This is a genomic window from Massilia sp. 01N410 (genome assembly GCF_056399665.1).
The window spans coordinates 1-21,923 of the sequence record NZ_JBFTRV010000012.1 but is presented as its reverse complement, the minus strand read 5'-3'; the positions used below and the strand labels follow the sequence as shown (position 1 = coordinate 21,923).

The window sequence follows — 21,923 nt, the reverse complement described above, 5'->3', positions numbered from 1 at the left end:
CTTACTCACGGGCATCGCCCGCATCAGCAAGATTACTCAAATAATCCCATTCAGAGAACCTATCAAATCCGTCCAAATCCGTCAGGAATGTTTCACTCGCAACTTGGCATGCAAAGTTCTCTAAAACTATGCTGTCCTTCGTCACGTCGCCGGTGAAATCTTTGAAAGCGATTTGTAACGCCTCCTCCAGAACACCCGCTGCCCCATATTCATTGCAAATAAAAAGAAAATTAAGCGTATAGAATTCCGCGTCCTCTGTAGCAGGATCCCACTTCAAATAAATGTAAGGAACTTGGTAATGAACTGGGTCTGCCTCTTCTCCGTAGGGGGTTGCCAATGCATGCTCAAGCTGCTTTAGCAGAGCAACACGCATACAGTCGACCAGTTTGTTCGGTAAAGCTATCCGAGTATACGAACGTCCGAGCCAAGCTGCCAATTTAGCGGCACCTTCTTCGCCGACATCGAACTGCTCCAACGGTTTACACTCAAGCAGAGCCGTGCGTTTATATTGAAATCTGCGGTTTAAATCGCATTCAAGCGCAACCATTGTCTCTGGTCGCAACAGGGACACATGTAATTTTCTAACATTCTTCCCTGTAGCCTCGGGAGCGCGATCTTTGAACTTTTTGAGAGGCTTAACAACCATTAGCTCGATTTCTGGATCAACAGAAAATCGAGACGAAACCACAGAGCACGACTGGGTGCAGATGATTAAATATTCTTCTTCGCTCAGTTTGATTCGCTCAGGCACAGCAATGCCTGCCGTCCTTGGATCAAGGACCGCTCCTTGTCGCCATCCAGCGTCACAAATCTTGGCTGCGTCTGCAGCTTCTTGTTCTTTGAGCTGCAAAATCAAGTATCCAAAGACAGTCCCACTTCTCGAGAGTCGCGAAGGAAGGGGTTGTTCTTAAGACCGTCACCAATAGAGAAATTGCTGGCAGATAGTTGTTGCTTTTTTGCCAAAGGCCATAGCTCAGCCAATTTACTGCGAATATCGTCCTTATCTAGTAGAGCCTCTTGAAATGCTGTCGACAGCGAACTACCATCCTCAAATTTTCTATTCCAGAATCGATATAGACTACGCAAATCAGCCTGCCTATCGCTCTGTAGAAGCTTGAAGACGCTTTCGATACGATCATGGTTGTGGGGTCTTACCGCACCGCCAGAAAGCCAAGCATAAACTGTCTTACGCTCAACCCCAGTTATCTCTGCGATTGCCGCCACAGGCAATCCTTCGTCCTTTAGTTGAACGACCATTTCCTTTGCCGTCAAAGAAGGCGATGCGCGAGTACTCTTAGGCGGTAAAACGCTCCCTTTAGAATAAGAAGTAATTGGCGACAGCCATCCATACGATTGCGCAAGGAACGATTCGTTGGCATGTACCGCAGAGATTCCAGCAAACCCCATACCGAAAGCCACCGCAATATAGCTTTTAGATGAAATAGAAGTATTAGTCATCATTTATTCACCTCTCCACGTCTTAACAGCCAATGGCGTTCCCATACTTTCAAATACTTTCTTGGAAGCCAAATGCAAAACATCTAGTGTCGAAACAATTTCCTCGACATTAATTTCTTTTGGCTCGCTGTATGTTATGCCGTGATCTGTATCAACAAGTGCAAATTCTGTATCCACAGGGCGTGACTTTGCCCAATTATTTTTTGCGATCACCGGACTCTGCAACTCCGGGGGAAGAGTAAACGGTGGGTTACGCATCGCCTGAACTCGCATTTCGCCCTGATCGGTTCGATAACGAGCAACGTACGTACCATCAAGTATTGACATACCTGTGTCATGTGGGACACTTGGCAAGATCCATGGTTCCAGGAAATCTGAAAGGGTTTTTTCTTTTGGAACAATCATATCCACATACCTAATACCCAATGCAGTGACCCATTGGATACCAATATCCGGAACACTCAGCAGAGCCGAGATGCCGAATTTAAACCGCTCTACGAAATCAGGGAAATCATGATAGACGGTGGTATGAAGACAGAGAGACTGCTCATTTAATATGAAGCCCCAGTTTCTATCAATCGAAAGGTACTGCCACATCTTGGATTCTTGCTGGTTAAAGACAAGACCCTGCGGACCAATCTCAGCACTTATGATTGGCATCGATACGCAGTCTGAAAGCGGATATCCCGATCTAATCTGGTCAAGGAACTTGTCAGCAAACCTGCCTATGTCCGGAATCCGAGGAAACTGAAACATCCCTAGCGTATAGACCAGAGGAGCGTGCTTCCAATTTGCCATTTATTTGTCCTTGCAGCGACGAGATGTCATTTTAGCACCTGCTAAACACTCTACTATACACTCAAATTGTTTGCAAACGCCAGTTAAACGTGCGCTGCTCCCCCTCAACCTTAGCACGTACTCGACCGGTCTGAGGCAAGCACCATCGTTCTTGTCGCTCCTTAGTAAGTTACAACACATACCGCGCTCCTGCCCCCCTAATACGCCTAGTTACGCCACCGAGCTCCGTAGCTCACGCTGTGTCTGCCCCACAATACCAGCCTCCCCCCTGCTGTGGTGCGGTCATCGCACCCAGCGTGAGCATGTCTTGGCTCATGCCCAGTTGTGCGTGCTGACGCAATCCATACGCAGTGGAACGTGCTGACTGTCTGTAAAAGTATGTTCAACGACAGCAGACACAGCGGGGCTCATTGCCTACATGAAATGTCGCATTGTTGGGTAAGTCAACGCTGGAGCTCATTGAGATACCAGACACATGGCTTACCGCTAGCGATAACTACGGGGTCTCGGGGCAAAGCCCTGAGTTCAAGAAAAAGTAAGAAAAGCGGCGGGTGCTGTAGGTGACCAAGCGTTTTTACTGGTTGTACGGCCGCGACTTGTTGTGGCCGTACATTTCTCATCCTGTCCTAAACTTCCCTACCCTAAGAGTGGGCGTTAGAGTGAGCGTTAGAGTTGGCATTAGAGGGGGTGTGAGAGTGGGCGTAAGAGTTGGGTTGAGTGTATTTTGAAGTGGACGGCCTGCCAAACGGGCTCTGTTGCATAAATCCACCTGGACGGCATGAGGTCGGAGGCTCAGGTAGCCTTGGTACATGAAACCGACTCAGCAGAAGTACCGAACAACGAACTGGAAGGCGTACAACGCGGCGCTCAAGTCACACGCCTCGCTGCTCATCTGGCTCGACCCGACGATGAACTGGCACGGTCAGCCCAGCGGCAAGCGCGGGCGGAGTCCAACCTTCAGTGACCAGGCAATCCAGTTCTGTCTGAGCATCAAGTGTTTGTTCAGTTTGACGTTGCGCCAGGCCATGGGGATGACCGAGAGTCTGCTGCGGCTGGCGGGACTGGACTGGCCCGTGCCGGACTACAGCACGGTAAGCCGGCGGCAAAAGACGCTGCAGGTGACGATCGAAGTCGCACCGACCACGACAGGCTTGCATCTGCTGGTGGACAGCACGGGCATCAAGATGTTGGGCGAAGGCGAATGGAAGACGAAGAAGCATGGGGCCGAATGTCGACGCCAATGGCGCAAGGTACACCCCGGCATCGATGCCACGACACTCGAGATCCGGGTTATGGAAGTGACCGACAACAGTATTGGCGACGCGCCTGTGCTGCCTGATATATTGAGCCAGATTCCTGTAGATGAGCCTATCGCCGACGTCAGCGGCGACGGCGCTTACGACACCAAAGCCTGCCATGAGGCCATCGCGCTACGCCAGGCTCAGGCTGTCATCCCGACCAGGAAGAACGCCAAGCCCTGGAAAACGAACCGTCGCGGTGCCGAGGCGCGAAACGAGATCCTGCGAGCGACGCGCCGACTCGGAAGGGCGATATGGAAGAGGTGGAGCGGTTACCACCGACGTAGCCTTGTCAAAACCAAGATGCGCTGTTTTAAACTGCTCGGCGAGCGGATCATGGCGCGTGACTTCGATCGTCAAGTCGCCGAGCTGCAAGTGCGCGCTGCCGTGCTGAACGGCTTCACGCGCCTCGGCACGCCCGTTACGGTCCCTATGCCATAACTGCGTCGACAGAAAAGCAAACTCGCCTTTTCCTTATTTGCGCAACAAAGCCGTCCAAGGTAAGGAGCCTATTGCTCTGCTGGCAACAGGTTTGGCTAGCCATAGTAGATGAATTCGGTATGTTACAGTTCCTGGATAGTTTTGGACATGGAGAAGAAATGCCGACATTCCGCGGTACGAATTTCAGATCAGGTGATTTGGCTGAAGCTACTGCCATGTTGCTTCTGCAGCAAGTTGCGTTGGTTGCCCCTGTTCCCCGAACCGAAGACGTTGGCATCGATGCGATAGTCACATTACATCGTGAATTTGATCAGCATCGTCTTATTGCAGAGGACTCGCTGTTCGTGCAGATAAAATCTGCAAGCGTTTCCTGTGTGGAGTACGCTGAACAGGAAGTAAGGTGGTTGTACGAGTTAGACCTTCCGCTTTTCTATGCCTCCTTCGATATGGAAAACTGCAGAATCAGTTTGTTCTGCGCGCAGCAGATGGCTGAAGCCTTCATCACGAACCATGACCGCAAAAAATTACTCGTTTACTTTGATGGCGAACCCGATTGTCTAGACATCGTCGATGCAAAAAACGATGAAGTTCATCTCGGACCGCCGATCATGGTGTGGGACATGAACCAATGTTCAAAGGATCGAAAAGCGCTTCGGGCGAATTTCCACGCTGTCGTTAAGGGGCATGTATTGGTCCAAAAGGCCAATCTAGCCTACCGATCCGTCGGTCGGGTCGAGAACTACTCTTGGAAAACCAACGAAGTGCCACCTCGGGCTATGTGGAAAACCATCTCGACGAAACAGCCCGGCGAAATCTTGAACGCTGCGTACGAGAAGATGATACCGTTCTTCTGTATATGGGCACTAGAACTGCAGTTGGCCGGAGACTGGCACCAAGCGTACGATGTAATGAAATTGCTCGAAGGTGTCCGGAAAACATGTGAGTTGAGGTCTGCAAGAGAGGCCGTGCCAGTGAGTACCGAAACAGCTAGTCTCCCCCCTTCAGAAATGAAGCCGTGATTTAGGCAGTTGATATCTCCGTGGGCGCACCATCGAGATCCCCTTCATCTGCGGATGTGTTGTAGGTAGGACCGCCGACTGTCTTCGAATGTCAGCTTCTGGCCCGATTGCGGCCCTACCGCAACGCCCGCAACCGACCTATTGTGTTGAAAAAGTCTGATGGCAACACTTTCGGCTAATTTTCAGGAGTGTCAACACCCTACCGACCGACAATCGAAGCGTATGGAGCGTTTTGCACAGTCGAGTTACCGGTTTTTCCTTGCCGCTTGGAACAGGCGCCGAGTTTTTCAACACAATAGACCCAAAGCGGACATATTTGCATGCTTTAAAAGAAGTTCTCAGGCCATAAAAACGAAGGTAAGTGGCGACGGATCAGTGCTGCTTGTGCATGTAGGCCACGTGCTTCTATCTCCCGCAGGAACACAGGCCATGGCGGAATGTTGCTCATGTACACATTCGTGGACGAGGTAGACATCCCACCTCCAGCCGCACTTGATAGGCCGCCGTACTGAGCGGTTGAGAGGCCTCCATACTGAGCTGTAGACAAGCCGCCGTACTGTGCAGTAGACAGCCCTCCATACTGTGAAGATGATAAGCCTCCATACTGCGACGTCGACATCCCCCCATACTGAGACGTTGACATTCCACCGTACTGCGACGTCGACATTCCACCATATTGAGAAGTTGACATTCCGCCGTATTGTGACGTTGATAGGCCTCCTCCTTGGGCAGTGCTGAGATTTCTAGGCCACAGCCTCATTCCTGGAATTACTGGTCTACTCATGGAAACGCCCCTTGTTCAAAAATTAGGTAAGCAGCGAGCTTAGCAAATTCGACATCGACTTCTACCGGCCGTAAGGTCGGCTCATGGCCTATTGTGTTGAAAAAGTCTGATGGCAACACTTTCGGCTAATTTTCAGGAGTGTCAACACCCTACCGACCGACGATCGAAGCGTATGGAGCGTTTTGCACAGTCGAGTTACCGGTTTTTCCTTGCCGCTTGGAACAGGCGCCGAGTTTTTCAACACAATAGGCCGATTGCAGACCTTCGGAACAGCTCAGTGTACGCCCTTGTTGCTCTTAAGACAAACGGGTATGTTAGACGCTCTCAGGTCCACTTCTCTCAATAGAATGAACCGGTAGGCCAGCAAGAGTAAAGGTTATTTCGATGGTGGCCACTCGCGAAAGGCGTAGCGCAATGCTAGCGCATCGTGGAGAGCATGATGCTCCGGCAAGTTGTTCTTGACGTGGAATTCGTAGCGGAGCAACTCGTTGATATGTCGCTCGCTTACGTCCCTGAAGCGGACAAATTGCGGCGGGCGGTTATCGAAGATCTGAAGAAAAAGTGTCCGATCAAACTCCGAATCATGACAAATCGTAATGTCGTCGGCTGCTTTCACCACAGCGAACCAGTTCCGCAGGTGGGTATGTAGTTCGTCATATGGGTATGCGACATCCTTGCCGAGCAGAGGAACCACAACTTCCCGCACGAACTCACTACACCGGCCAAAAACATACGGCACTTCTGCGTAAAACTCTTCTCCAGTAGATGCCGCTAGGCCAATACTGATCAACTGAGGATCAGAAAAACATGTGAACTCAGTATCTATGAAGACAAGCTGTTCACTCATCATATAGTTCCTTTTTATTCCGCACTCGCATGTAGTATGTGAACCCAACTGCATGCTATTTTGAAGTCAGCTACTCCAGTTATCCATGGCTGCTCGGAACTCTGTTTCATAGCAGGGCCAGCAGCGGCGGCGCTGCTCACCCGATATGTTAGTGACTGGCGCTGGCATAGATCCACACTTGCAGGGCATCACCGCAGCTGTCGGTTCCCGCCTCAGAGCAGCCTCCCATAATGGCCTCGTGTCGTAACTCATAGTCCGCCGTCTCATTTCCAAAGTTTGTTGATGATCATAGTGATCTTACCTAAGCGCGTGTTCGTAAACCGGTTGTTGATCAGCAGATGACGTCGACTGCCCTGCGAAAGCTTCCAGGCGCTGCTGAACAACCCGACTTCTAATCCGCGGTGGAAGCTTTGCGCACACAGAAGAAAACTCTTCGTCAGTCATCTGTGCCAGCTCAGCATTAAGCTTTTCGCTATATGCTTTTCGCTGCTCCACTTCCTGCTGCTCTCTGTGTTTGTCCTCAACTATACGTGCACGAGCACGACGTACCTCCGTCCCGTCGCTTAATACAAATGAGCCAGGATTGTCGGCGAAGTATTTCGCTAAACCAACCGGACTTGAACGTAGGGTGCCCTTACGAAGCTTCCCCTCGATTTCGTCAATGATGTCCTGTTGGAGGTTTAAAGGAAGCAGCCTGATAACCGGAAGGATTGCTTTAAGCTCCGCAGGAACCGCTAGTGTCAGTTGCTCGTCTCTTGCTTGATCTGGCTTTCCAGTTTGTTCCTGCGTAGTAGTTGTAGTTATATAAAATTCTTGCTTTAAATCAGTACTTACTTGCGTCGGGTTTTCCAGCTTCGTGCTGACCGTCGTCGGTTTAACCACGTTCGGATTTCCCGGCTCTGGCTGGCTCTCAGGCTTGTCCTGAATGATCCAGGTAGTCGTTGTGAACTTACCGGAAGCTTCCCGCTCTCGTACGATCGTTAGGTATCCTGATTGCTCCAGCTCTTTCAGGCCGGAACGTGTCGCATCACGCCCACTTGGTCTCTCTCGCGATAACGTGACAAGACGCAGCTTGAAGTTCGGCGGCAGAGATAGCAGTCGAACCAATAAGCCAAGAGCCTTCCAGCTCAGCCGCGTATCACGAATGATTGCGTTGTCCAAGACCGTGAAGTTCGACGCAACCTTGCGGCGAATAATCACTGCATCACTCATTCGAGTTCGTGCCGTAAACGGTGTTTCGAATAGGTGGCATACCCAGTGCTGTCTTTCGTGGTCGACCTCGAGCACGCTTGCCCCCAGCGCTTTGAGCTACGGCGGCCGGCGCGGAAGCCGTTGCGCAAGCGCTGACGTGACCAGCTATCCATTCGTGAACGTCTGCCGAACGGAACAACAGTCGCTTGTTACCTGGAAGTCGACAGATAGGTGGGAGTGCTGCGGGATTTCTTGACGCATCACTCCTGATACTGGCTGGCGATTTATGCAGTATTTGTGCAAGTTGATTAACGTCGAGAAGCTCTGGTTGGATAAGAGGTGTTATCATATCGTGTAAATTTTTCGCACTAATGAGCACATGCTAGCACACTACATCATAATAGTGCGATTTTTTCGCACTGTTTACGTTGTGTTTGCAGAACCCCACAGATGACAAAAACTCTAAAAGACGTTGAGCTTAGCGAGCGGTTACGTGAACTGGTCGAGAGGCGGTTTGGCCATAGAGGCCGCTTTCGACTGCTTGAAGAAGCAAGCAGTATCCCTGAGTGGAAGTGGAAGAACTTCTTCTATCGACGTCAAGAGGCTGGGAAGGACCAGGTCAAATTCTGGGTTGAAACGTACCCAGAAGACGAGGCATGGCTGGTTCGAGGCGTCCACTTGCCAGGAAAAGAAGAATTTCCTTTCAGTGTCGAGCCGCCGGTCATTCGGAAAAATCAAACGATCGGTGACAGGCTGAACTGGGTAATCGATGAGTTCGCTTCTCCGCGGGGCGAAGAACTGTTCAAGTACCTGGCCGGACGTTACCGATGCGGAATAACCGCCGACGACTGGCGAAAAGTCATTTTAAGGAAAGCCGAGCCTACGCTCGAGATGGTGGCACTCGTCTGCAGTGACCGACCAATGTTCACGGAGTGGGTAATACTGGGCCACACGTCGTCAGCTTCCGTCGACCCTACTGACAAAGAGTCTGTGGAGCACTGGAAGAACCTGCGAAAAGCAGAGCGGGAAAAATTAGCTCAACTGATCGCTAAGCAGCAGTAAGAAGTGTGTGCCAGTGTCTCAAAAAATACACGTAGGGAACGGCACAAATTTGGCACAGTGAGTGTGCCAAGTCATGTTGAACTTTGCACTGTTGTGCAAGCTCGTGCACTTCGTACTTGCTTGATTTTACGAAGAATGGTGGCGCGGCTGGCGGGGATCGAACCCACGACCCTTGGCTTCGGAGGCCAATACTCTATCCACTGAGCTACAGCCGCCCTGGAAAATCGGAAGTGATGCGAAGGATACAGCGTTCCACGCGTCCCGTCTATGGATAAGCAGAAGCAGACTGCATAAATTGCGTTTCCTATAACTTAGATTGTTCTATAATCGCTCACTTGAGGTTCTTTCTGTTATGCAAGGAACCTTTAGAGGCTGGCAGGTTTTTTTATCTATATAAGTTAGTAAGGAAATCATGAGCGACGCACATCAGAGTGAACATCAGTCTTTTATCCGAACCCCTAAACAACTCATTGTGGCCGTCGCCGGGTTCTTTCTTGTCATCGTCATCGGCATCATCCTGCTGGTAACCTTCGTCACCAACACCCACCTGTCCGGAGCAGGCTCCACCCAGAACGCAGAAGCCGTCGCCGCCCGCATCCAGCCGGTCGCCGCCGAAGGCTTCACCCTGAAGGACGCCAACGCACCGAAGGTCCTGCAGAACGGCCAGGCCGTCTATACCTCGACCTGCGCCGCCTGCCACGGCACCGGCGCAGCCGGCGCACCGAAGGCCGGCGATGCCGGCGCCTGGGCCGCACGCATCAAGCAGGGTTACGACACCCTCCTCCAGCACGCCATCCAGGGTATCCGCGCGATGCCGGCCAAGGGCGGCAATCCTGACCTCGACGACGTCGAAGTCGCGCGCGCCATGGTCTATATGGCGAACCAGTCGGGCGCCAAGTTCAAGGAGCCGGAGGCGCCTGCCGCCCCGGCGGCGGCCACTGCGGCAAACGCGGCGCCGGCTGCCGCACCGGCCGAAGCCGGCGCAGCCGCTCCCGCTGCTGCTCCCGCACCGGTGTCTGCAGCTGTTGCCGCGGCCCCGGCCGCCCCGGCAGCCGAAGCGACGGCCAGCGCCAGCGGCGCCGGCAAGACCCTGTACAGCGCGGCCTGCGTCGCCTGCCACGGTGCGGGCATCGCCGGCGCGCCGAAATTCGGCGACAAGGCCGCTTGGGCACCGCGCATCGCCCAGGGCGCCAATGTGCTCCACGAGCACGCCATCAAGGGCTTCCAGGGAAAGAACGGCATGATGCCGCCGAAAGGCGGATCGAGCGCGCCGGACGCCGATGTCAAGAGCGCAGTCGACTACATGGTCGCTGCCGCGAAGTAATCCGACTCTCTTCCGGGAGCCGCATTCGCGGCTCCCACTAGCACGTCCCGATCCTCTGGTCATTAACAGACGACCGAAAATCGTTCGTCTTTTTAACCAAGTGTATCGTTTACGCACACATTATTTGTAACAATCTCCAAGGGCCAAAAGCGGACTCTGCCATAGGAGAATGCCGCTAGAAAACTACATTTGTACCCCGATTCTGTTACGCTTAGGCACTTAACGCGTGACAATTTTCCCGATATGCTGAGGTTTCGTTGTTTCCGAAAAGTATTATTTCGGCAACGCACACGATTCTGAAAACTACGGGGAAACACATGCAACGCGCTCGATTCACTTTGTCCATTCCGGCCGCCCTGCTTGGTCTGGCCTTCGCAGTTCCCGCCTCGGCCGCAACCTTGTCGGTTGGTCCGGGCAAGACTTACGCAACTCCCTGCAAGGCCTTTGCCGTCGCCAAGAGCGGCGATGTGGTCGAAATCACTGGCAACACGACCTATACCGGCGACGTCTGCGCCATCTATACGAGCAACCTGACCATCCGCGGCGTGAACGGCCGTCCGAAGATCAATGCCGGCGGCAAGTACGCCATGAGCAAGGGTATCTGGGTGGTCGAGGGCAGCAACATCGTCGTCGACAACGTTGAAATGTACGGCGCTAAAGTGCCCGACCGCAACGGCGCCGCACTGCGCCTGGAAGGCACCAACTTCACGCTGCGCAACTCCTTCATCCACGATAACGAAGACGGCATCCTGAGCAACGCCAACACCGCCAGCAACATCGTCATCGAATACACCGAGTTCGGCCACAACGGCTACGGCGACGGCCAGAGCCACAACCTGTACATCGGCAGCAGCGCCAGCCTGACCTTCCGCTACAACTACTCGCACGACGCCAACGTCGGCCACAACCTGAAGTCGCGCGCCAAAGTCAACACGATCGTGTACAACCGCTTCTCGAGCACCCCGGCGGGCCAGACCGGCAGCACCGCGTCCGGCAAGCCGAGCTACGAGATCGACATTCCGAACGCCGGCACGTCCTACGTGATCGGTAACGTGATCGAGCAGCCGGCAAGCAACAGCAATTCGGTCCTGCTGGCCTACGGCGAAGAAGGCGCGACCAACCCGGGCAAGGACCTGTACGTCGTCAACAACACCTTCCTGAACGACGACAGCTCGCACGGCACCTTCTTCTTCATCGGCTCCGGCGTGACCACGCCTGCCCTGCTGCAGAACAATATCTTCGCGGGCACCGGCACCCTGTCCACCCAGACCAGCGCCGTCCAGAAGACCAACTACCGCGCAGCGGCGCCGGGCTTCGTGAACCGCGCCGCCTACGACCTGCGTCCGCTGGCGAATGCGCTGGTGACCAATGCCGGTTCGGTGCCGGGTACCTCGAGTTCGGGCGTGTCGCTCAAGCCGGTGGCGCAGTACAAGCACGTCGCTTCCGGCGTGGCGCGTCCGGCGCTGGGCACGATCGACATCGGCGCCTACGAGGCACAGTAATCCCTGCCGCGGCGCTCAAGCGCCGCCAAGGAAAAGGGCCGCATCGCTGCGGCCCTTTTTTCATTACCGGATGCACATCACCGGATGCGCATCACCAGATGATCACGCGGTCCTTCGGCGCCAGGTACATCCTGTCGCCCTGCTTCACCTTGAAGGCCTCGTAAAAGCCCGGCTGGTTGCGCAGCGAACCGTTGGCGCGGAACTGGTCCGGCGAGTGCGGATCGGCCTTGATCTGCGCGATCGTCTGCTGGTCGCGCATCTTCGAGCGCCACACCTGGGTCCAGCCCATGTACAGGCGCTGTTCTCCGGTCAAGCCGTCGATCACCGGCGCCTTCTTACCCTTCAGCGAGATCCGGTAGGCCTTGGCGGCGATCGCCAGGCCCGAGTTGTCGGCGATGTTCTCGCCCAGGGTCAGTTCGCCGTTTACGCGGTAGCCCTTCAGCGGTTCGAAGGCGTCGTACTGCTTGACCAGCATCGCGGTCTTGGCCTTGAAGTTCTTGTGGTCGGCCTTGGTCCACCAGTCGCGCAGGTTGCCGTCGCCATCGTATTGCGCGCCCTGGTCGTCGAAGCCGTGGCTGATCTCGTGCCCGATCACGGCGCCAATGCCGCCGTAGTTGACGGCATCGTCCGCATTCGCGTCGAAGAAGGGCGCTTGCAGGATCGCGGCCGGGAACACGATCTCGTTCATCTCCGGGTTGTAATAGGCGTTCACCGTCTGCGGGGTCATGCCCCATTCGTCGCGGTCGATCGGCTTGCCCAGCTTGTTGATCTCGTAGTCGGCGGCCCACACGCGGGCGCGCATCACGTTGCCGACCAGGTCGTCGCGCTTCACCACCAGGGCCGAGTAATCCTTCCACTTGTTCGGGTAGCCGATCTTCGGCGTGAACTTGGCCAGCTTGGCCTGGGCTTCCTTCCTGGTTTTCGGGCTCATCCAGTCGAGCGTGTCGATCGACTGTTTATAGGCGGCCAGCAGGTTCTTCACCAGCGCTTCCATGCGCGCCTTGCGCTCCGGCGGGAAGTACTGGGCCACATAGAGCTTGCCCAGCGCCTCGCCCTGCGAGCGTTCGATGGCACCGACCCCGCGCTTCCAGCGCGGCTCGATCTCTTCGACGCCGGACAGGGTCTTGCCGTAGAAGCCGAAGCGCTCGTCGACGAAGGCCTTCGACAGATAGCCGGCATAGGCATCGGCCACGTGCATCGACAGATAGGCCTTCCAGGTATCCAGCGAGGTCTTGTTCGACAGCTCGACGAAGGATTTCAGATAGCTCGGCTGGCCGACGATCACATAGGTCGTCTTGCCGGACAGGCCGGCGGCATCGAGCCAGGTCTTCCAGTCATAGCCGGGGGCGAGCTTGTCCAGGTCCGCCAGGCCGACCTTGTTATAGGCCTTGATCGGGTCGCGCAGCTCGACCTTGGTCCACTGCAGCTTCGCGATCTCGGTCTCGAAGCCGACGATGGACTTGGCGTCGAACACGGCGCGCGGGTTGCCGATCAGCGCCAGGGTGCGCTCGACGTGCTGCTCGTACTTCGCCTTGGCGTCGGCCAGCTTCTCGTCGTCGTCCTTCAGGTAATAGTCGCGGTCCGGCATCGCCAGGCCGCCCTGGCCGATGTCGGCGACGTACTTGGTCGAGTCCTTGTTGTCCTGGTGGATGCCGAAGTCGAAAGGCACGTTGACGCCGATCTTGCCGAGGTGGGCCAGCAGGGCCGGCAGCTCCGTCTTGTCCTTCAGCGCGGCGATGCGGTCGAGCTCACCCTTCAGCGGCGTGAAGCCCAGCTGCTCCAGGCGCGCCTCGTCCATGAAGCTGGCGTAGAAGTCGCCGATACGTTTGGCATCGGCATTCCGGGGCGCGCCATCCGCCGAGACTTTCTCGATGATGCCGCGCAGCTCGGCCAGCGAATTCTCATAAAGCTGGTCGAAGGAACCCCAACTGGCCTGGTCGGCCGGGATCTGCACGGTCTGCAGCCACTTGCCGTTCAGGTACTGGTAGAAATCGTTCTGCGGACGCACCGACGGATCGATGTACTGGGTGGCGATGCCGCTGGCCAGGGTTGGGCGGGAAGCCGGCGCCGACTTGGTGGATGCACCTTCGGCGGCATGCGCGAAGCCGGCGATCAGTGCCAGGCTCAGGGCGCTCAGGGCGAGACGTTTCATGACAGGAGTCCCTTTCGATTGAAAAAAAGGCCGCGGCATGCCGCGGCCCTTTACATCGTCACGATGACGAAACGATTACCAGATGATCACGCGATCCTGCGGCGCCAGGTACATCTTGTCGCCCTGCTTGACCTTGTAGGCTTCGTAGAAGCCCGGCTGGTTGCGCAGCGTGCCGTTGGCGCGGTACTGGCCCGGCGAGTGCGGGTCGGTCTTCACCTGGACGATCTGCTGCTGCTCGCGCATCTTCGAGCGCCATACCTGGGCCCAGCCTGCGTACAGGCGCTGGTCGCCGGTCATGCCGTCGATCACCGGGGCCTTCTTGCCCTTCAGCGAGATGTGGTAGGCCTTGTAGGCGATCGCCAGGCCCGAGTTGTCGGCGATGTTCTCGCCCAGGGTCAGCTCGCCGTTCACGTGGTAGCCCGGCAGCGGCTCGAAGGCGTTGTACTGCTTGACCAGCGCCGTGGTCTTGGCCTTGAAGTTCTTGTGGTCCGAGGCGGTCCACCAGTCGCGCAGGTTGCCGTCGCCGTCGTACTGGGCGCCCTGGTCGTCGAAGCCGTGGCTGATCTCGTGGCCGATCACGGCGCCGATGCCGCCGTAGTTGACGGCGTCATCCGCGTTGGCGTCGAAGAACGGCGGCTGCAGGATCGCGGCCGGGAACACGATCTCGTTCATCTCCGGGTTGTAGTACGCGTTGATGGTCTGCGGCGTCATGCCCCACTCGTCGCGGTCGATCGGCTTGCCCAGCTTGTTGATCTCGTAGTCGGCGGCCCACACGCGCGAACGCATCACGTTGCCGACCAGGTCGTCACGCGAGACCTGCAGCGCCGAGTAGTCCTTCCACTTGTTCGGGTAGCCGATCTTCGGGTTGAACTTGGCCAGCTTGGCTTGCGCTTCCTTCTTGGTGGCCGGGCTCATCCAGTCGAGCTTGTTGATCGACTCTTTATAGGCGGCCAGCAGGTTCTTCACCAGCGCTTCCATGCGTGCTTTCTTCTCGGCCGAGAAGTACTGGGCCACGTACAGCTTGCCCAGCGACTCGCCCTGCGCACGCTCGACCGCGCCCACGCCACGCTTCCAGCGCGGTTCCATTTCCTTCACGCCCGACAGAGTCTTGCCGTAGAAGTCGAAGCGCTCGTCGACGAAGTTCTTCGACAGGAAGCTGCCGTAGGATTCGATCAGGTGCAGCGACAGGTAGGCCTTCCAGGTGTCGACCGGCGTCCTGTTGGCCACGTCCATGAAGGCCTTCAGGTAGGTCGGCTGGCCGACGATCACGTAAGTCGCCTTGCCGGACAGGCCGGTGGCGTCCAGCCAGGTCTTCCAGTCGAAGCCCGGGGCCACCGTGTTCAGGTCGGCCAGGTTGACCTTGTTGTAGGCCTTGATCGGGTCGCGCAGCTCGACCTTGGTCCACTGTACCTTGGCGATCTCGGTCTCGAAGTCGACGATGGCTTTCGCGTTGGCGGCGGCGTTCTTGTCGCCGGCCATGGCCAGCATCTTCTCGACGTGCTGCTGGTATTTGGCCTTGGTGTCGGCCAGCTTCTTGTCGTCGGCCTTCAGGTAGTAGTCGCGGTCCGGCATGCCCAGGCCGCCCTGGCCGATGTCGGCGACGTACTTGGTCGAATCCTTGTTGTCCTGGTGGATGCCGAAGTCGAAGGGCACGCCCACGCCGATCTTGCCCAGGTGGGCCAGCAGGGCCGGCAGCTCGGACTTGTCCTTCAGCGCGGCGATCTTGTCCAGCTCACCCTTCAGCGGGGTCGCGCCCAGCTGTTCGAGCCTGGCCTCGTCCATGAAGCTGGCGTAGTAGTCGCCGATGCGCTGTTCGTCGGTACCCTTGGCGGCGTTCTTGGAGGCGACGTTTTCGATGATGCCGCGCAGCTGCGGCAGGGTGTTCTCGCGCAGCTCCATGAACGAGCCCCAGCTCGACTTGTCGGACGGGATCTCGACGGTCTTCAGCCACTTGCCGTTCAGGTATTCGAAGAAATCGTCCTGCGGACGCACGGACGATTCGATGTATTGGGTGGCGATGCCGGCGCTCAGGGTCTGGCCCTTGGTGGCGGTCACTTTCGCGGCGGCGGCGGCGCCACTGCCTTCAGCATGGCTGACGCTGGCGATCAGGGCCAGGGTCAGGGCGCTCAACAGATACTGCTTCTTCATTCTTGCATCTCCCTTGGATTGTTATGGGTTACTGGGGGACGGCGGGATCGCCGCCGGCCCATACATCAGCTTAAATGCGTGGTGCTTGGTATTACCAGATCGTGACGCGGTCTTCCGGCTTCAGGTACATCTTGTCGCCTTCCTTGACGCCGAAGGCTTCATAGAAAGCGGCCTGGTTGCGCAGGGTGCCGTTGGCGCGGAACTGGCCCGGCGAGTGCGGGTCGGTCTTGACCTGGTTGATCTGCGCCTCGTCGCGCATCTTCGAGCGCCACACCTGGCCGAAGCCCATGAAGAAACGCTGGTCGCCGGTCAGGCCGTCGATGGTCGGGGCCGGCTGGCCGTGCAGCGAGATCTTGTAGGCCTTGTAGGCGATGGCGAGACCGGAGTTGTCGCCGATGTTCTCGCCCAGGGTCAGTTCGCCGTTCACGTGGTAGCCCGGCACCGGCTCGAAGGCGTTGTACTGCTTGACCAGCATGTCGGTCTTGGCCTTGAAGCGGGCCTGGTCTTCGGCGGTCCACCAGTTGCGCAGGTTGCCGTCGCCGTCCGACTGCGAACCCTTGTCGTCGAAGCCGTGGCCGATCTCGTGGCCGATCACGGCGCCGATCGCGCCGTAGTTCACGGCGTCGTCGGCCGCCATGTTGAAGAACGGCGGCTGCAGGATCGCGGCCGGGAACACGATCTCGTTCAGGCGCGAGTTGTAGTAGGCGTTGATGGTCTGCGGCGTCATGCCCCATTCTTCGCGGTCGATCGGCTTGCCCAGCTTGTTGATGTTGCGGTTGTAGGCGAAGGTCGCGGTGCGCATCACGTTGCCGACCAGGTCATCCTTCTTGATGGTCAGCTTCGAGTAGTCGCGCCACTTGTTCGGGTAGCCGATCTTCGGGTTGAACTTGGCCAGCTTGGCCTGGGCTTCCTTCTTGGTTTCCGGGCCCATCCAGTCAAGCTTATCGATCGATTCCTTGTAGGCGGCCAGCACGTTCTTCACCAGCTCTTCCATGCGGGCCTTGCGCTCCGGCGGGAAGTACTGGGCGACGTATTCGCGGCCCACGGCTTCGCCCAGCGCGCCTTCGACGGTGCCGACGCCACGCTTCCAGCGCGGTTCCTGCTCCTTCACGCCCGACAGGGTCTTGCCGTAGAAGTCGAAGCGCTCGTCGACGAAGGCCTTCGACAGGAAGGGCGAGAACTCGCGCAGCACCTGCCACTGGAAGTAGGCTTGCAGGGTGGCGAGGTCGGTCTTGTTCAGCACCTCGTTGAAGCCGGTGATGTAGCTCGGCTGGCCGACGATCACGTAGTCGACCTTGTTGCCGATGCCGGCGGCGCCCAGCGCGGCCTTCCAGTCGTAGTCCGGGGCCAGCTTGGACAGCTCGTCCACGCTCATCTTGTTGTAGCTCTTGTTCGGATCGCGCAGCTCGACGCGGGTCCACTGCACCTTCGCCAGTTCGGTCTCGAAGGCGACGATGGCCTTGGCCTTGGCGGCGGCATCCTTGTCGCCGGCCAGGCTCAGGATGTTGGCGACGTGCTGCTCGTACTTGGCCTTGATGCCGGCCATGCGCTTGTCGTCCATCTTCAGATAGTAGTCGCGGTCCGGCAGACCCAGGCCGCCCTGGCGGATATAGGTCGCGTACTTGGTCGACTCCTTGGCATCCTGGGCCACGCCGATGCCGTAGGGATTGGCGACGCCGATCTGCGACAGGTGGGCCACCAGGGCCGGGATGCCCTTCTTGTCCTTCAGCGCGCGGATGCGCTGCAGCTCGCCGGCCAGCGGCTTGGTGCCGAGGGCGTCGAGCCTCTTCTCGTCCATGAAGCTGGTGTACAGGTCGCCGATCTTCTGCTCGTCGCTGCCGGCCTTCTTGCCCGGCTTCTTCTGGTCCGCTTCGATGATGCCGCGCACCTGGCCCTGGGTGTCGTCGCGCAGCTTGATAAAGGTGCCCCAGCTCGTACGGTCCGACGGAATCTCGGTGGCCTGCAGCCACTTGCCGTTCAGGTGGCCGAAGAAATCGTCCTGGACGCGCACGCCCTGGTCGATGTACTGGGTCTCGATGCCGGAGGTCGTGCCCGCGGCAGCGGAGTGGACATTGTCGGCGGCGCTGGCGAAGGCGGCCAGCATCGACAGGGTCAGGGTGCTCAGAAGGTAACGTTTCACGAAGGTGTCCTTGGTTGCAGGGAAAAGAACGGCTTGTGGCCATCGGCAAATGTAACACAGCCCGGCTTGCCAAAACCGGGCGCTTGTCTGGCATTTACTACAGTTTCATTACTACAGTTTCATTTCATAGCGAATGCCGAATTGGGTATATGTATGTGCTCGCGTCGCCGCGCTCTGTACCAGCGAACCGGTGTCGAGGCTGCGCGCGGTGTCGTACAGGCGCGGGTCGAGGTTGTTGGCCGACAGGCGCAGCTGCGCGTTGGCCGGCAGCTTCCACAGGCCGTAGACGTCGAACTGGCGCTTGGTGCCGGTGGTCGCCGTCTCGTTGACCGTGGTCTGCACCAGCGTCTCCGGAGTCCAGTTCAGGCTGCCGCCCAGGGTCAGCGGCAAGCCCTTCGCGCGATAGTCCAGGCCCAGGTTGGCGGTCTGCTTCGGCTGCTGGTCGAGACGGTTGTTCGGCCCCGGAATGCCGTCCACGCGCGACCAGAAGCGGCTGTAGTTCGAGCGTATGTCGACCAGCGGCGCGGCCGGCCACAGTTCCGTCAGCGGGAACTTGGCTTCCAGTTCGATACCGCTGGTCCGCGCCTTGCCGATGTTGATCGGGGTGGAGATCCAGCGCCCATTCGTGGCCAGCACCGTCTGGCGGCGCATCAGGTCGTCGATGTTGCGCACAAAGCCGCTGGCCGACAGCAGGCCGCTCTTGCCCAGGTAGTGCTCGTAGGCGAGATCCAGGCCGGTGGCCAGCTCCGGCTTCAGGTTCGGATTGCCGGTGCGGTCCGGACGGGTGGCGTCGTTGTAGGTCGAGATAGTCGGCACCGCGATCAGGTCGTTCAGCGCCGGCGCCTTGTAACTGCGGGTGACGCTGCCGCGCAGCTGGTCCTTCTCATGGCCGGGGATGCGCCAGACGCCATGCAGCACCGGGCTCCAGACCTTCGAGGTGTTTTTCACGTCCGCGCCGGCGCCGTTCTGTCCACCTTCGCTGGTAACGCGGATACCCTCCCAGCGCAGGCCCAGATAGGTCGAGAACTGCGGCGTGACGTCCCACTCGTCCTGCACGAACATGGCCACGCGGCGCGAGTCGGCCGACAGCGAGGCGCCGCCGTCGTCGAACAGGGCAGCGGAGTCGCCGGCCGCCACGTGTTGCTGGCGGCGCTTGCTGGCTTCCAGGTCCCAGCCGGCCGCGAACAGGTGGCCCTGGCCCATAGGACGGCTGAACTTGCCGCCAGTGTTGACGCCGCTGTCGCGGCTAGCGTCGCTGTCGAGGTAGCGGCGCAGCGCGCTGCCGCCGGCATCGTAAGTGTTGCGGACGGTATCGCTGTCGTTGCGGCCGCCGGTGAAGCCGAACTTCACCTCCAGGCGGGCGCCGGCCTCGCCACGGTGCAGCCAGTTGCCGAAGCCGCGCAGGAAGGCCGAATGCGACTGCGAATCCGAGCGCTGGCGGGCGTACTCGGGCGCGACGCTGCCCAGCGGCTGGTCCAGCAGGCTGTCGGCGCCATTGCGGCTGCGGTTGGCGACGAAGAAGGGCTGGAAGGTCAGCGTGTCGCTGTTGGCGAACTTGTACGAGAAGCGCGGCGACAGGAAGACGCCGTCGAAGACGCCGCCGCCCTCGTCGTGGATCTGCTGGCGGCGCTCGACCGTGCCGTCCTTGCGGGTGCTGAGGTTGAGCGTGTCGCTCTCGTTGTGCGGACGGTTCTGCATCAGCGAACCGCTCATCATCCAGGTGAGCGCGCCGGACTTGCCCGGCATCGCCAGCGAGACGTTGGCGCCATGCCGGCCCTGCTCGATATTGTCGGCCAGGCGCAGCTGCACGTCCTTCTGCTGGTAGCCTTCGCGCAGGATGATGTTGATGGTGCCGGCGATCGCCTGGGTGCTGTGCTCCGCCACCGGGCCGCGGATCACTTCGATGCGTTCGACCTGGTCCGGCGACAGCGACTCCAGCGAAAAGCCCGGCGGCGGACGCTCGCCGTTGACCAGCATCTGGGTATAGCCATTGCCCATGCCGCGCATGCGCACCCCGCCGCCGCCGCGTCCCGGCGCGCCGCCGATGGTCACGCCGGGCAGGCGTTTCAATACTTCGCTGACGCTGGTGTCGCCGTTGCGCTCGAGTTCCTCGCGGCCGAACACCATCTTGGCGGCGGTCGAGATGCGGCGCGCATCAAGGTCGTCGGCGCGCGCGCCGCTGACGGTAACTTGTTGGATCTTCGGTACGGCCGGCACGGCGCCGCTGCGGGCGCCCTGCTTGCCGGTCACGGCCTTGTCGGTCTGGGTGGGAGTCGGTTCGGCGACGGAGGCCGTTGCCTGGTCACTGCTTTGGGGGAGGGCCCATGCGTGTCCCGCCGTGCCCAGCAAGGCCAGGCAGGCCATCGGGATCAGTTTGCTCATGCTTATCGTTATTATCGGTTGCCCGGACTGTTGCCATCCGGTTAAACCAATTCTAGCCTTTAAGCATAGCCAAAATTACGATCAGGCAGCCGTTGTTACTTTACGATACATAGCAAACACACAAATCCCTCGAAAAAGCAACGGGCTCCTAGCCGCCGATGTTAATGCTGCCGCCGCCCGGCCCACCCATGCCTCCGCGGCCATGACCGCCCATCCCGCGGCCGCCACGCTCGCCTCCGCGCTCTCCTCCGCGCTCGCCGCCGCGTTCTCCACCCGGGCGGCCTTCCGGCACCACCCGCATCAGTTGTTCGTTCACCAGGGTCGCGACCTGGCGCCGCTGGGCGTCGTCGAGGGCGTCGTTCAGGCCCAGCCACAGTTCACGCAGCTGCCTGTCTTCCTGGACGGCGATCGCGCTCTCCGCTTCCACCAGGGCGTTCAGTTGACGCAGTTCGACGTCTGGTTTGGCGAGCAGGGTCTTGGCCTGTTCCTGCAGCGCCTCGCGGCGGTGCTGGCGCTCGCGCAGCACGGCGCGCGAACGGCTCTCGACCTGCTGCCACAGGGTCTGCTGGTTGGCGTTCAGGTTCAGCGACTTCTTGAACTCGGAGGTCATCGGCACCAGGTCTTCAGCGCGCAAGTCCATCAGCGGAACCGCAAGGCTGGCTCCCGCCGATCCGAGGGCAAGCGCAAACAGGCAGGCGCGGGCAAGTCGCGCGGGCATCCGGATGGTCGTACGCATCGTCATTTGATGAGGCTCCTGGGCATAAAAAAACCCACGGGGGAAACCGTGGGTAAAGACCACTTCAAGAGTGGAGAGAGAGAGAGAAAAACTGATAAGAACTATAGGCTCGGCCCCTCCCACTCGCCTGGACTCTTACAATTACTTACCGGGTGGAAGCTTAGGCATACAAGGATTTACAAGTTCCATGAAGTCGTACATACAAAAAGGCGCTGTTTGCATTAAGTGTTGAATCTGCCGAGCGCCGCTCTCAAAAAGGCGTCTGGACTGGCAATGCGCTGSCCATCCAGCGCCCAGCGCCAGCCGAAGTAGTGGCCCAGGTATCGGCTGGCGATGCCGCGGAACGGCAGCAGCCAGGTGCGCATCCGGCTGTGATAGGCGTTCACGTTCTGGATGTGCAGCGCACCGCGCTTTCTTTCGCCGGCCCTCGCGTTGATGGCCTCATGCGAAATCCCGACCTCCCGCGCGAATGCCGGGTAGGCYGCATGGCTATCGGTCACCAGCAGCACGTCGCGCGCCAGGCGCGGCCCCAGGTGTTGCACCAGCTGCCGCTTGCTCACGCTGCCCTTGCCGGTCACGGCGTCGATGGTCTGGCCGCTGCGATCGCGTGCCACCAGGATGCACACTTGTTCATTCGAGAT

General features: G+C 58.4%; 17 protein-coding genes and 1 tRNA gene. 5 read left to right on the top strand and 13 right to left on the bottom strand.

The window, feature by feature from the left end; all coding sequences use genetic code 11:
- Window position 1 precedes the first annotated feature (1 nt).
- The 3 genes from AC1DOP_RS16620 to AC1DOP_RS16610 are packed head-to-tail and all read right to left on the bottom strand — an operon-like array spanning window position 2 to window position 2,256.
- Window positions 2-850, bottom strand: a complete 849-nt coding sequence (locus AC1DOP_RS16620; protein WP_477252294.1) for a hypothetical protein — start codon at window positions 848-850, stop codon at window positions 2-4.
- A 2-nt stretch (window positions 851-852) separates the two neighbouring features.
- Window positions 853-1,461, bottom strand: a complete 609-nt coding sequence (locus AC1DOP_RS16615; RefSeq protein ID WP_477252292.1) for a helix-turn-helix domain-containing protein — start codon at window positions 1,459-1,461, stop codon at window positions 853-855.
- On the bottom strand, window positions 1,462-2,256 hold the full coding sequence (locus AC1DOP_RS16610; protein WP_477252290.1) for a TIGR04255 family protein: 795 nt from the start codon (window positions 2,254-2,256) through the stop codon (window positions 1,462-1,464).
- Window positions 2,257-3,065: 809 nt separating this feature from the next.
- On the opposite strand from AC1DOP_RS16610, the gene AC1DOP_RS16605 reads away from it, so the two are divergent.
- A complete protein-coding gene (locus AC1DOP_RS16605; protein ID WP_477252288.1) occupies window positions 3,066-3,995 on the top strand; it encodes an IS5 family transposase in 930 nt (309 codons plus the stop codon).
- A 119-nt stretch (window positions 3,996-4,114) separates the two neighbouring features.
- Window positions 4,115-5,014 carry a hypothetical protein gene (locus AC1DOP_RS16600; protein WP_477252286.1) on the top strand — a complete coding sequence of 300 codons (900 nt, stop codon included), beginning with the start codon at window positions 4,115-4,117 and terminating at the stop codon, window positions 5,012-5,014.
- Window positions 5,015-5,339: 325 nt separating this feature from the next.
- On the opposite strand, the gene AC1DOP_RS16595 is transcribed toward AC1DOP_RS16600, so the two are convergent.
- The 3 genes from AC1DOP_RS16595 to AC1DOP_RS16585 form a co-directional block, all read right to left on the bottom strand.
- The gene (locus AC1DOP_RS16595; RefSeq protein ID WP_477252284.1) at window positions 5,340-5,633 is read right to left on the bottom strand and encodes a hypothetical protein; all 294 of its coding nucleotides are present in this window, start codon (window positions 5,631-5,633) and stop codon (window positions 5,340-5,342) included.
- Window positions 5,634-6,174: 541 nt separating this feature from the next.
- Window positions 6,175-6,648 (bottom strand): 3'-5' exonuclease family protein, encoded by a 474-nt coding sequence (locus tag AC1DOP_RS16590; RefSeq protein WP_477252282.1) that lies wholly within the window; start codon window positions 6,646-6,648, stop codon window positions 6,175-6,177.
- Window positions 6,649-6,942: 294 nt separating this feature from the next.
- Window positions 6,943-7,857 carry a hypothetical protein gene (locus tag AC1DOP_RS16585; protein ID WP_477252280.1) on the bottom strand — a complete coding sequence of 305 codons (915 nt, stop codon included), beginning with the start codon at window positions 7,855-7,857 and terminating at the stop codon, window positions 6,943-6,945.
- 429 nt (window positions 7,858-8,286) lie between these two features.
- On the opposite strand from AC1DOP_RS16585, the gene AC1DOP_RS16580 reads away from it, so the two are divergent.
- Entirely contained in the window at window positions 8,287-8,898 is a 612-nt protein-coding gene (locus tag AC1DOP_RS16580) for a hypothetical protein (RefSeq protein WP_477252278.1), read from the top strand.
- A gap of 139 nt (window positions 8,899-9,037) precedes the next feature.
- Here the strand turns inward: AC1DOP_RS16580 and AC1DOP_RS16575 are convergent.
- A tRNA-Arg gene (locus AC1DOP_RS16575) sits at window positions 9,038-9,113 on the bottom strand.
- Between the two features lie 197 nt (window positions 9,114-9,310).
- Here AC1DOP_RS16575 and AC1DOP_RS16570 point away from each other — a divergent pair.
- Together AC1DOP_RS16570 and AC1DOP_RS16565 are read left to right on the top strand one after the other, a co-directional pair.
- Window positions 9,311-10,222 (top strand): c-type cytochrome, encoded by a 912-nt coding sequence (locus AC1DOP_RS16570; protein ID WP_442122892.1) that lies wholly within the window; start codon window positions 9,311-9,313, stop codon window positions 10,220-10,222.
- Window positions 10,223-10,539: 317 nt separating this feature from the next.
- The gene (locus AC1DOP_RS16565) at window positions 10,540-11,724 is read left to right on the top strand and encodes a right-handed parallel beta-helix repeat-containing protein (RefSeq protein WP_442122891.1); all 1,185 of its coding nucleotides are present in this window, start codon (window positions 10,540-10,542) and stop codon (window positions 11,722-11,724) included.
- A gap of 91 nt (window positions 11,725-11,815) precedes the next feature.
- Here the strand turns inward: AC1DOP_RS16565 and AC1DOP_RS16560 are convergent, their stop codons facing one another.
- The 6 genes from AC1DOP_RS16560 to AC1DOP_RS16535 all read right to left on the bottom strand — a co-directional run.
- A complete protein-coding gene (locus AC1DOP_RS16560; RefSeq protein ID WP_477252275.1) occupies window positions 11,816-13,876 on the bottom strand; it encodes a M13 family metallopeptidase in 2,061 nt (686 codons plus the stop codon).
- Window positions 13,877-13,951: 75 nt separating this feature from the next.
- Window positions 13,952-16,024 carry a M13 family metallopeptidase gene (locus tag AC1DOP_RS16555; protein ID WP_442122889.1) on the bottom strand — a complete coding sequence of 691 codons (2,073 nt, stop codon included), beginning with the start codon at window positions 16,022-16,024 and terminating at the stop codon, window positions 13,952-13,954.
- A gap of 91 nt (window positions 16,025-16,115) precedes the next feature.
- Window positions 16,116-18,164, bottom strand: a complete 2,049-nt coding sequence (locus AC1DOP_RS16550) for a M13 family metallopeptidase (protein ID WP_477252272.1) — start codon at window positions 18,162-18,164, stop codon at window positions 16,116-16,118.
- Between the two features lie 111 nt (window positions 18,165-18,275).
- Window positions 18,276-20,546: a TonB-dependent receptor plug domain-containing protein gene (locus tag AC1DOP_RS16545; RefSeq protein WP_477252270.1), complete on the bottom strand. Its 2,271-nt coding sequence runs from the start codon at window positions 20,544-20,546 to the stop codon at window positions 18,276-18,278.
- Between the two features lie 148 nt (window positions 20,547-20,694).
- A complete protein-coding gene (locus AC1DOP_RS16540) occupies window positions 20,695-21,288 on the bottom strand; it encodes a hypothetical protein (RefSeq protein ID WP_442122886.1) in 594 nt (197 codons plus the stop codon).
- Window positions 21,289-21,503: 215 nt separating this feature from the next.
- Window positions 21,504-21,923, bottom strand: a 420-nt coding sequence (locus AC1DOP_RS16535; RefSeq protein ID WP_477252267.1) for an IS1595 family transposase, incomplete at its 5' end; no start/stop codon positions are given.

What these genes read in the sequence shown, in the direction of transcription:
- AC1DOP_RS16570 (WP_442122892.1), top strand. Translation starts at nt 9,311, where the DNA reads ATGAGCGACGCACATCAGAGTGAACATCAGTCTTTTATCCGAACCCCT.
- AC1DOP_RS16560 (WP_477252275.1), bottom strand. Translation starts at nt 13,876, where the DNA reads ATGAAACGTCTCGCCCTGAGCGCCCTGAGCCTGGCACTGATCGCCGGC.
- AC1DOP_RS16545 (WP_477252270.1), bottom strand. Translation starts at nt 20,546, where the DNA reads ATGAGCAAACTGATCCCGATGGCCTGCCTGGCCTTGCTGGGCACGGCG.
- AC1DOP_RS16595 (WP_477252284.1), bottom strand. Translation starts at nt 5,633, where the DNA reads ATGTCGACGTCGCAGTATGGAGGCTTATCATCTTCACAGTATGGAGGG.
- AC1DOP_RS16605 (WP_477252288.1), top strand. Translation starts at nt 3,066, where the DNA reads ATGAAACCGACTCAGCAGAAGTACCGAACAACGAACTGGAAGGCGTAC.
- AC1DOP_RS16585 (WP_477252280.1), bottom strand. Translation starts at nt 7,857, where the DNA reads ATGAGTGATGCAGTGATTATTCGCCGCAAGGTTGCGTCGAACTTCACG.
- AC1DOP_RS16610 (WP_477252290.1), bottom strand. Translation starts at nt 2,256, where the DNA reads ATGGCAAATTGGAAGCACGCTCCTCTGGTCTATACGCTAGGGATGTTT.
- AC1DOP_RS16540 (WP_442122886.1), bottom strand. Translation starts at nt 21,288, where the DNA reads ATGACGATGCGTACGACCATCCGGATGCCCGCGCGACTTGCCCGCGCC.
- AC1DOP_RS16555 (WP_442122889.1), bottom strand. Translation starts at nt 16,024, where the DNA reads ATGAAGAAGCAGTATCTGTTGAGCGCCCTGACCCTGGCCCTGATCGCC.
- AC1DOP_RS16615 (WP_477252292.1), bottom strand. Translation starts at nt 1,461, where the DNA reads ATGATGACTAATACTTCTATTTCATCTAAAAGCTATATTGCGGTGGCT.
- AC1DOP_RS16565 (WP_442122891.1), top strand. Translation starts at nt 10,540, where the DNA reads ATGCAACGCGCTCGATTCACTTTGTCCATTCCGGCCGCCCTGCTTGGT.
- AC1DOP_RS16590 (WP_477252282.1), bottom strand. Translation starts at nt 6,648, where the DNA reads ATGATGAGTGAACAGCTTGTCTTCATAGATACTGAGTTCACATGTTTT.
- AC1DOP_RS16580 (WP_477252278.1), top strand. Translation starts at nt 8,287, where the DNA reads ATGACAAAAACTCTAAAAGACGTTGAGCTTAGCGAGCGGTTACGTGAA.
- AC1DOP_RS16600 (WP_477252286.1), top strand. Translation starts at nt 4,115, where the DNA reads ATGTTACAGTTCCTGGATAGTTTTGGACATGGAGAAGAAATGCCGACA.